12 protein-coding genes are annotated in these 9,674 nt (G+C 69.1%); 7 read left to right on the top strand and 5 right to left on the bottom strand.

Going from position 1 to position 9,674, the window contains the following annotated elements; all coding sequences use genetic code 11:
- Positions 1-5: 5 nt before the first annotated feature.
- On the bottom strand, positions 6-491 hold the full coding sequence (locus ACXRVZ_RS00160; protein WP_457421640.1) for an SRPBCC family protein: 486 nt from the start codon (positions 489-491) through the stop codon (positions 6-8).
- A 93-nt stretch (positions 492-584) separates the two neighbouring features.
- Between ACXRVZ_RS00160 and ACXRVZ_RS00155 the strand changes: the two genes are divergently transcribed.
- From ACXRVZ_RS00155 to ACXRVZ_RS00135, 5 genes are all read left to right on the top strand, one after another.
- On the top strand, positions 585-992 hold the full coding sequence (locus ACXRVZ_RS00155) for a cupin domain-containing protein (protein ID WP_457421642.1): 408 nt from the start codon (positions 585-587) through the stop codon (positions 990-992).
- A gap of 8 nt (positions 993-1,000) precedes the next feature.
- Entirely contained in the window at positions 1,001-1,717 is a 717-nt protein-coding gene (locus ACXRVZ_RS00150; protein ID WP_457421644.1) for a sigma-70 family RNA polymerase sigma factor, read from the top strand.
- Positions 1,718-1,726: 9 nt separating this feature from the next.
- Entirely contained in the window at positions 1,727-2,539 is an 813-nt protein-coding gene (locus ACXRVZ_RS00145) for a cupin domain-containing protein (protein WP_457421646.1), read from the top strand.
- A gap of 72 nt (positions 2,540-2,611) precedes the next feature.
- Positions 2,612-3,013 carry a hypothetical protein gene (locus tag ACXRVZ_RS00140; RefSeq protein WP_457421648.1) on the top strand — a complete coding sequence of 134 codons (402 nt, stop codon included), beginning with the start codon at positions 2,612-2,614 and terminating at the stop codon, positions 3,011-3,013.
- A 104-nt stretch (positions 3,014-3,117) separates the two neighbouring features.
- A complete protein-coding gene (locus ACXRVZ_RS00135; RefSeq protein WP_457421650.1) occupies positions 3,118-5,304 on the top strand; it encodes a S46 family peptidase in 2,187 nt (728 codons plus the stop codon).
- Positions 5,305-5,361: 57 nt separating this feature from the next.
- Here ACXRVZ_RS00135 and ACXRVZ_RS00130 read toward each other — a convergent pair whose 3' ends face one another.
- Positions 5,362-5,919: a YceI family protein gene (locus ACXRVZ_RS00130; protein ID WP_457421652.1), complete on the bottom strand. Its 558-nt coding sequence runs from the start codon at positions 5,917-5,919 to the stop codon at positions 5,362-5,364.
- A 91-nt stretch (positions 5,920-6,010) separates the two neighbouring features.
- Between ACXRVZ_RS00130 and ACXRVZ_RS00125 the strand changes: the two genes are divergently transcribed.
- A complete protein-coding gene (locus ACXRVZ_RS00125; protein WP_457421654.1) occupies positions 6,011-7,345 on the top strand; it encodes a hypothetical protein in 1,335 nt (444 codons plus the stop codon).
- A gap of 4 nt (positions 7,346-7,349) precedes the next feature.
- On the opposite strand, the gene ACXRVZ_RS00120 is transcribed toward ACXRVZ_RS00125, so the two are convergent.
- Together ACXRVZ_RS00120 and ACXRVZ_RS00115 are read right to left on the bottom strand one after the other, a co-directional pair.
- Positions 7,350-7,805, bottom strand: coding sequence for a MerR family transcriptional regulator (locus ACXRVZ_RS00120; RefSeq protein ID WP_457421656.1), 456 nt, complete (start codon positions 7,803-7,805; stop codon positions 7,350-7,352).
- Positions 7,806-7,814: 9 nt separating this feature from the next.
- Entirely contained in the window at positions 7,815-8,075 is a 261-nt protein-coding gene (locus tag ACXRVZ_RS00115; RefSeq protein WP_457421658.1) for a hypothetical protein, read from the bottom strand.
- 94 nt (positions 8,076-8,169) lie between these two features.
- Between ACXRVZ_RS00115 and ACXRVZ_RS00110 the strand changes: the two genes are divergently transcribed.
- On the top strand, positions 8,170-8,505 hold the full coding sequence (locus tag ACXRVZ_RS00110; RefSeq protein ID WP_457421660.1) for a YnfA family protein: 336 nt from the start codon (positions 8,170-8,172) through the stop codon (positions 8,503-8,505).
- Here ACXRVZ_RS00110 and ACXRVZ_RS00105 read toward each other — a convergent pair whose 3' ends face one another.
- A complete protein-coding gene (locus ACXRVZ_RS00105) occupies positions 8,506-9,663 on the bottom strand; it encodes a serine hydrolase domain-containing protein (protein WP_457421662.1) in 1,158 nt (385 codons plus the stop codon).
- Positions 9,664-9,674: the final 11 nt, after the last annotated feature.

Below are 9,674 nucleotides of genomic sequence, written 5' to 3'. Positions count from 1 at the left end.
CCAGCTCAGCCAACCATCAACGCCAGATACTGAATCAACCCCATCCGCCCCGCCCGCATCACCCGCTTGTGATTCCAGCGAAACAGCGGCCCCAGCAGCGGCGCCGTCCAGCGCAGGATGCCCGGCGGCAGGGTGACGCGCCACACAAACGTCACGTCGGTGTGCCCGCCCGCCTCGGCGGCGGCCTGCTTCATCAGCCAGATGCCTTCGCCCGCCAGTGTGCCGGCCGCCTTGGCGCGCAGGCGGTCTTCCTTCAGCACCTCGGTCACTTCCAGCTGCAGGTGCAGCCGGTAGCCCAGGCCGGTGCGGAAGGTGATTTCCTGCAGCAGCCCCACGCCCGTACCGTCGCCGCTGCGCAGTTTCTGCACGCCCACCACGCCCGGCCACCAGCGGGGCCAGTGCTCGGTTTCAGTGATGGCCCGCCAGACATGCGATACCGGCGCATCCAGGCGCCAATGGCTGACGAGGTCGAAGTAAGCGATCTGGGTCATGTGAAAGGAATACGACCGGCGTCGTGGCGTGGATGCTAGCCACAGTGAAGGAGTACGCTGCATCCGGATTCAAGTCCGCTGCGTACACCACTCATGACCTCGTCCTCCGCCACCCCCATCCAGGCCCGCGCCATCCGCCGCCGCCTGCTGGAGCGCGTGGCCGACACCGAGAACCGCCACCTGACCGTGCCCCCGGGCGCGGCGGGCTGGCGGCCCTTCGTGGACGGCGTGCAGATCAAGGTGCTGCATGAGAACGAGGGCATTCTGAGCTATCTGCTGCGTTTCTCGCCCGGCGCCCGCCTGGAGGCGCACCGCCATGAGGTGGACGAGGAATGTGTGGTGCTGGACGGTGTGCTCAAGGTGGGCAGCCGCGTGGAGGTGGCCGCTGGCGGCTATCACCTGGCGCGGGCGGGCACGCTGCATGCCAGCATCACCACCGACACCGGTGCCACCATCTTCCTGCGCGGCGCCGAGCCGCATGCGGATCAACTGCTGGTTTGAGGTTTGACATGGCCCTTCCACACCCGATAGAGCCCGACGACTCTCCGCCCGAGGTGGCGTTGTTGTTCGACGACGCTGAACCGCAAGACGGCGACGCGGTCGAGGCCTGCCCGGAAGTTCAGGCGGCCGCCCGCATGCCCGGCTGCCCGGCGCCGGACGACAGCCAACTGGAAGCCTGGATCGCCGGCATCGTCGACCACGACGAGCGCGCTCTGCTGGGCCTGTACGAAGCCACGCTGTCGCGCGTCTACGGCCTGGTGCTGCGCCTGGTGCGGCGCTCGCAGCTCGCCGAGGAGGTGGCGGAGGAGGTCTATTTCCAGGTCTGGCGCCAGGCGCCGCGCTTTGACGCCGCACGCGGCCGGCCGCTGACCTGGCTGCTGGGCATGGCCCGTTCGCGCGCCATCGATGCCATCCGCCGCGAGGCCCGCTTCCAGCATGAAGAGCTGGACGAGGAGGCTTCGCCGGTTGCTGCCCCGGCCACCGAGTCGGGCGATGAACTGCTGGCCGTGGCCCAGGGCCATGCCGAGCTGCATCGCGCGCTGCTGCTGCTCAAGCCCCAGCCGCGCCAGCTCGTGGCGCTGGCCTTCTTCAACGGCCTGTCGCACGAGGAGATCGCCAGCCAGACGCATCTGCCGCTCGGCACGGTCAAATCCCAGATCCGCCGCGCGCTGATCACGCTGCGCGAGACGCTCGGTGACACTGGCGCGCACGCGCTGCCGGCCTGAGGTGACGCGATGACCACCATGTCCACCAAGACGAATTCCAACGACGACGACCTGAGCCCCCTGCTCAGCGAACCCTTCGCCCGCGCCTGGGATGCTCCCGTGCCTGGCCTGCCCGGCCGGCTCGGCGAGCGCCTGGGCGAACGCTTGGCCCAGTCCCTGAAGGCCGAGCAGGGCATGGTGACCGTGCGCCGCCGCAAGGCCGAGGCGCAAGCCCTGGCTGACGGCGTGCAGCAGCGCTGGCTCTATCGCGCACCCGCCGACCGTGCCCCGCGCCCGGGCGAGCCGCGTGCGGCCAGCGTCATCGAACTGCAGGCCGGCGCCCGCCTGTCGCTGCCGGCCAGCGGCCTGCGCGAGTTCCTTGTGCTGCGTGGCAGTGTCGAGGTCGACGGCGAGCTGTTGGACCTGCGCGACTTCCTGCTGCTGCCCGCCGGCAGCGCAACGGTGCTGGCCAGTGCGGATGGCGCCCATGTCTTTGTGCGCGAGGCCGAAGGGCAGGGCGCCGAACGCACGCTGGTGCGTGACCGCGAGGCCGGCTGGCCCGAGTTCGCGCCCGGCATCGCCCGCCGCGTGCTGTGGACGGCCGGCGGCGAGGCGGCGCTGCTCTACCGCGCCGACCCCGGCGCCAAGGTGCCCGGCCACGGCCACGGGCATGACGAGGAATGCATGACGGTGCAGGGCGAGATCTTCCTGGACGACCTGCTGCTGCAGGCGGGCGACTACCAGCTCGCCCCGGCGGGTACGGGCCACCGCGTCACCGAGACAGATACGGGCGTCATCATCTACGCCCACGGCGATCTCGATTTGCAGTTCAACGGAACTTGAGCGGCATCAGCGGCAGTTAGCCAGGTCATTTCGGGCTTTATCCGGCCTTCGCTTTGCCGAGGCCCCGGCACCATGGCTTCACACCAGAAGTCCGCCGAGGCCCACATGCTCATCCCCCTGCACCTGATCCCCGTCCCCGCCGATGAACCCCGCGGCTTGGGCGATCCGGGCCATGCATGGAGCGGCCTCAAGATCGCGCAGGGCGTGCACCTGGGCGACATCCGTGCCCTGGGCCTGACGGTGTCGGGCGCGACCAGCGGCCCGGTCAAGACCGGCGATCTGCTGCGCTTCGGCCAGCTGATGAACGACGCCGGCCTGGCCATCAACCCCACCCGCATGCTCTACGACCGCCACTACGCCTACGAGCGCCTGGCGGACGGCCACGCCAGCGACCACCCGGGCCTGCGCGAACTGGCGCTCGAGCTGTTCGAGGCCTATCAAGCGGCCGGCGAGTGGATTGGTCTAGCCCATTGAGCTGAACCTCGGGCTTTCCCGGAGGCGAAGCCTGTCTTTCCTCACCCGGTGGTTCTGAGCCTCGCGGGGTAACCTCGCGGTTTCGCTTTTCAGCCGACCGCCTCATGACCCGCTTCTCCCTCTCGCTACTGGCCGCCGCCGCCCTGGCTGCTACCACCGCCCATGCCGACGAAGGCATGTGGATGCCCAAGCAGCTGCCGCAGATCGCCAAGGCCTTGAAGGCCGGCGGCCTGGCGCTGGATCCGGCCAAGCTCAACGACCTGACCGCCTTCCCGATGGGCGCCGTCGTTTCGCTGGGCAATTGCACGGCCAGCTTCGTGTCGGCCCAGGGCCTGGCGGTCACCAACCACCACTGCGCCTACGGCAGCATCCAGTACAACTCCAAGCCCGACCGCGACCTGCTGAAGACGGGCTTCTACGCGACGACGCTGGCCGATGAGCTGCCCGCCGCGCCCGGCAGCCGCATCCTTGTCACCGTCGACATGAAGGACGTGACGGCCGACGTGCTGAACGCCAGGACTGTGGCCCTGACCGGCAAGGCGCGCACCGATGCCATCGAGGAGACCAGCAAGAAGCTCGTCGCCGCCTGCGAGGCCGATGCCGGCCACCGCTGCAACGTCTACCCCTTCTTCGATGGCCTGCAGTACCAGCTCATCAAGCAACTCGAGATCCGCGACGTGCGACTGGTGCATGCGCCCGCCACGGGCGTGGGCCTGTTCGGCGGCGATGCCGACAACTGGATGTGGCCGCGCCACACCGGCGACTACAGCTTCTACCGTGCCTACGTAGGCCCGGACGGCAAGCCGGCCGAGTTCAGCAAGGACAACAAGCCCTACGCGCCCAAGCATCACCTGCAGGTCGCCTCGCCCAAGACCAGCCCACTGAACGACGGCGACTTCGTCATGGTGGCCGGTTACCCGGGCCACACCAACCGCCACCGCCTGCCCACCGAGGTCGACTTCGCTTTCGGCTGGCAGCAGCCGGCGCTGGCCAAGGCCATGGGCGAAGCCATCGCCCTCATCAAGGCCGAGACCGCCGGCCGCCGTGACGGTGAAATCAAGATGGCGTCGCGCATGCAGGGCCTGCAGAACTACTACAAGAACCTGGAAGGCCAGCAGCAGAGCTACGACGGCAGCGACATCCTGGCCCGCAAGCAGGCCGATTTCGGCAAGCTCAAGGCCTGGGTCAACGCGTCACCCGAGCGCAAGGCGCGCTACGGCGCCGACGTGGCCGCCACCGAGAGCCTGCTGGCCGAGCGCCAGGCCATTCAGCGCGTCGAGTACCTGGGCAACTTCATGACGCCGGCGCTGCTGACCTCTGCGCGCCAGCTCTACCTCGTCGCCCAGGAGCGCACCAAGCCGGACGCCGAGCGCAAGACCGGCTATCAGGACCGCGACCTGCCGCGCGTGCGCGCCAGCCAGCAGTCGCTGGACCGCCGCTACGACGAGCAGACCGACAAGCGCGTGGCTGCCCACTTCCTGGCGCAGTACCTCGCCCAGCCCGCCAACACGCTGAACCCGGTGTGGGTGAACGTGCTTGGCCTGAAGGCCGGTCAGGACGAAGCCGGCGTGCATGCCGCGCTGGAGAAGGTCTACGCCGGCAGCAAGCTCGCCGACACCGCCTTCCGCATGACCTGGCTGGACAAGGACGTGGCGGCCTTCAAGGCCAGCGACGACGCCTTCATCCGCGCCGCCGTGGCGCTGTACGACGACGACCGCCGCCTGGAGAACCGCGACAAGGAACTCGCCGGCAAGCTGCAGAAGGCCTACGCCGGCGTGCAGCAGGCGCTGATCGACTACAACGCGAGCCGTGGCGAAGCCGTCTACCCCGATGCCAACAACACGCTGCGCATCAGCTTCGGCAAGGTGCAGGGCCGCACGCCCGGCGCCGACGGCAGCAACTGGACGCCGTTCACGACGGTGGACGGCATCGTCGCCAAGCACAAGGGCCCGGACGAAGCCGGTGGCGAGTTCAACGCGCCGGCTGAGCAACTGGCCGCCATCAAGGCGCGCAACTTTGGCGACTATCGCGTCAAGTCGCTGAACTCGGTGCCGGTGAACTTCCTGTCCACGCTGGACACCACGGGCGGCAACTCGGGCAGCCCGGTGCTGAACAAGAAGGCCGAGCTCGTTGGCCTGCTGTTCGACGGCACGCTGGACGCCGTCATCTCCGACTGGGACTTCAACCCCAAGATGGTCCGCAGCATCTCCCTCGATTCGCGCTACATGCTGTGGCAGATGAGCACGGTCGACAAGACCACGCGCCTGCTAGACGAGATGGGTGTGAAGTAACGCCTCATGCGCCCAGCGAAGAACCGGCCCTTCGTGGCCGGTCTTTTGTTTCCGGCCTTACTCTTTCGCGATGGCCTCGACCTGGATGCGCAGCTGCACCTCCATCTTGAAGCCCCAGTCCTTGCCAGCGCCGAGGCCGAAGTCGTCGCGGTTGAAGCTGCCCGACGCATCCGCGCCGCACAGCTCGCGCTTGTGCAGCGGGTGAGGGATGCACTTGAGCTGATTGATGACCAGCGTGACGGGCTTGGTGCGGCCGTTCAGCGTCAGCTCGCCGACCAATTTAGCGGGAAGACTGCCTTCGAAACGGCCCTTGAACGCGGCGCTGGGGTTCTTCTCGACATTGAAGAAATCCTTGCCGCGCGCCCAGGCGTTCAGCGCGTCCAGGCCGAAGTCGATGCTGGCCAGGTCCATCTGCACGTCCACGCTGCCGCTGCCGTTGGCCTTGTCGTAGACGATGCTGCCGCTGCTCTTGTTCAGCTTGCCGCGCCAGACGGACAGGCCCATGTGGTCGGCCTCGAAGCTGGGATAGGTGTGCGTCGGGTCGATGTCGTAGGTGACTGGCGCGGCTTGCGCGAGCGTGGTGGCGAGCAGGGCGATCAACGGCAGGTGTTTCATCGGGTCGTCTCCTTGAGATGGGGCTGAGAGGGATGCCTGACACTACGACGAAGCAGGCGCCCTGATTTCGACAGGGGCCATCATCGCCGCCATGAAACTTCGCCTGACATCCCGGTTGACGCTCGCCTTGTTGACGCTGGCCCTCGTGGCCTGCGCGCCGCTGCAACCCCAACAGAAACCCGCCGAGAAGCGCTACACCGCCGCCGAGTTGCTGGCCTTGCAGCCAGCCGACTTTGCCTGGCCGGGCATGTCGACCGACGGCGAACGCGCTCTGCGCGAGGCCGCGCTGGCCGACATCCGCGCCCGCATCGCGCTGCCTCCTGGCCCCGAGCGCGATGCGGCGTTGCCGAAGCTGTTCGACCTCGTCGCCCAGTACAACGCCGAGATCCCCGCCGCCCGCCCACTCTTGCTCGATACGCTGCCTACGCTGGGCCAGCAAGACCCCGAGTTCCAGCGCGCGTTGCTGACCGCCGCGCACACGCTGTACGCCACTGACGTCGCACCGCTGATCTGGCCGCTGTTGCCCCAGCTCACTGCCAGCAAGCCCTTTGCCATTGCCGCCTACACGCTGCTGCTGGCCGATGGCGCCGCTACCGACCGCCTGCGCGCGCTGGTGCCGCAGCAGTTCCCGGCCTGGGCCGACGACCCGCGCCTGACCGCGCTGATGCGCAGGCTGAGCCCCTCGGCCGCCGTGCCGCCGCCGCTGCCCGAACTGCTGGCCGCGCCGCTGCGCCCGGGCTTCCCGGTGCTCTACAGCCTGCAGCGCCCCGGCCGCCAGCAGATGGGCCTGGTGCTGGTGCGCGCCGCCGATGGCCGCTTCGTGCGCGACGCCACCGGGCAGCCCTTCACCTCGCCGCAGCTCGCATTGGCGCGCACCGGCCTGCCCGGCACCATCACCAACGGCAACACGCCGCAGGGCCTGTTCACCCTGGTGGGCGCCGGCACGGCCACTAACCCCAACATCGGGCCCACGCCCTATCTGCACAGCAAGCTGCCCGTCGAGGCGACGGTGGCCGAGTTCGAGCACGTCGACACCTCCGACAAGTCGTTCTGGAGCGAGGCCGTCTACGACAGCTTCCTGCCCGAGAGCTGGCGTGGCGTGTCGCCGCTGAAGGAAGCCTGGCTGGCCGGCCGCGCCGGGCGGGATGAGTTACTGTTGCACGGCACGACCATCAACCCGGCCTACTACGCCGGCACGTCCTACTTCCCCGGCACGCCGCAGCAGGGCTGCATGATCTCCAGCGAGAGCTGGGACCCGGCCACCGGCCGCCTGCTGGCCAGCCGCCACCTCATGCTCGCCCAGACCTACGCCGCTGCCGGCACGCGGGCCGACCTGGCGGGCTATCTGATCGTCGTCGAAGTGCCTGGCGAGGGGCCGGTCAACGCGGCCGAGGCGCTGGCGCTGGTGACGGCGGCGGGGCGCTGAGGCTTCAACCGCAGCAGCGCGACGGTGCGGCGGCTGTTTCGGGTGAGCGCTGCGCAAGTTCGTCAAGGATGCTGCAGTCCACCACCGCGCCGCCGGCACAGGCCGCGTCGCAGTCGCTGACAAAGGCCGCCAGACTGACTTCCAACGCCGCCAGTTCCTGGCGCTTGCGGCGCACTGCGGCGAGGTGTACGGCGGCGATGTCGCGCGCCTCCGAGCAAGGCCGTGCGGGCTGATCGACCAGGCCGACCAGCTCGCGCACCTGCTCCACCGAGAAGCCGAAGTCGCGGCAGCGGCGGATGAAATTCAGGCGCTTCAGGTCCGCCTCGCCGTAGCTGCGCTGGCCGGCATCGCTGCGCACGGCGAGCGGCATCAGGCCTATGCCTTCGTAGTAGCGGACCGTGGGCACGCTGCAGCCCGCGCGCCTGGCGGCGGCGCCGATGGAGAGCTTCAAGTCAGTCATGCCGCAATGCTAAGAGCAGTCGATCTGACATGTGCCAGTGCAGGCCGGGCGCCGCCTGGCCGCACGGCGCCGACGCCAGGCCAAGCCGCCGGAGACGACCGCCAGCGCAAGCAGCACTGCCGCAGCGGCGTAGGCTTCGTTCACGCCGGCCAGCAGCGCCGAGCCGCCCGCCAGCAGGGCGCCGCCGCCGCCCAGCAGTGGCAACGAGCAGCAGGCAGCGCAGGCCAGGCCCAGACCCATCAGCCCCATCAAAGTTTTCCAAGACGTCATTGCAGTTCTCCAGGTCGCGGGGCGCATCGCCCATGTCCGACACGGTAGGACCTCAAGCCACTTGAGGGTCAAGCCCCGAGACCAAAATGCGCGCATGGACTTGCTCAAGACCTTCGCCCTGTTCGTCGTCACCGCCGTGGCCGAGATCGTCGGCTGCTATCTGCCCTCGCTATGGCTCAAACAGGGCGGCTCGGTCTGGCTGCTGCTGCCGGGCGCGGCCAGCCTGGCCTTGTTCGCGTGGCTGCTGTCCCTGCACCCCACGGCGGCCGGGCGGGTCTACGCGGCCTATGGCGGCGTCTACATCGGCGTGGCCATCGTCTGGCTGACGGTGGTGGACAAGGTCAAGCCGACGATGACGGACTGGATAGGCGTGGCGCTGTGCCTGGCGGGCATGGCCGTCATCATGTTCGGGCCGCGCGCGGCCGCGTGATCAGCGCACGAACGCCATCTCCCCATACTCCCAACGCCACGGCGCCCCCGTTTCGCCGAGGATGAACTCGACGAGGCGCGGGAAACCGGCTTCGGCGCGCACGTCGTTGCCGAGGATGACGACGCAGCGCTTGCCCGTCTTCACGCAGACCCAGGTGTTGCCGGTGATGTCGTCGTGCCCGCCCTTGTAGAAGCCCGGCCCCTGCGGCCCGTTGAAGGCGATGACGCCGAGGCCGGCGGCGAGGTCGGGGCGGCGCTGCGCCGGCGGGAGTTCGGGCTGCAGCGTCGGGAACTGCGTGGCCGTCGTGATCGGCAGGTGCGGCGACGTCAGCGCAGCGGCGCCGGCGGGCGACAGGCCCAGGCCGTTGATGTAAGCCGCGGCCATCGTGGCCATGTCGGCGATGGTGGTGTCCATCGAGCCCGCCACGCGCACCTTGCTGCGTTCGTCATGCGGCACCGCCTTGCCCTCAAGCGTCCAGCCATCGGCCAGGTTGGGGCGGAAGTCGGCGCGCCACAACATGCCGGTGCGGTCCATGTCCAGCGGCGCGAACACGCGGCGCTGCATCTCCGCGCCCACGTCCAGCTTGAGGCCGCGCTCCAGCACGAACTGCAACAGGATCAGCCCCTCGCCCGAGTAGGCGTAGCGCGTGCCGGGGTCGAAGTGCATGCGCAGCCGGCGGTCGGGCTCCAGGAAGGCGAAGTTGGCAAAGCCGCTGCTGTGCGTCAGCAGCATGCGAGCCGTCAGTTGGCGCCAGCGGTTGTCGCCCGCCAGGTGCCGCCAGGAGTAGGGCGTCAACACGTTGGAGTACTCCGGCAGCGGCCGGTCGAGGTAGGCGGCCAGCGGCCGGTCGAGGTCGAGCTTGCCTTCGTCCACCAACTGCATGACGAAGTAGCCGAACACCGCCTTGGTCAGCGAGGCGCCGTACATGATGGTGTCGGTCAGCAGGGGCTCGCCGGCGGCGTTGCGGCTGCCGTAGGCCGCCACGTGCACGACCTGACCGCCGTTGACGACGGCGACGGCCATGCCGCGCGCCTGCGTCGCGGCCATCAGCCGCCTGGCTTCGTCGTCGATGGCCGCGCCGGGCGGGATGGCGGGCTGGGCCAGGGCCGTCAGCAGCGGCAATGCGGCCAGCAGGCCGGCGAATGGAATCAGGCGCATGGAATCCTCCG

This window comes from Roseateles sp. P5_E8, from assembly GCF_054177665.1.
Note: the sequence above shows the minus strand (reverse complement) of the source record. Positions and strands in the feature narration are given on the sequence as shown.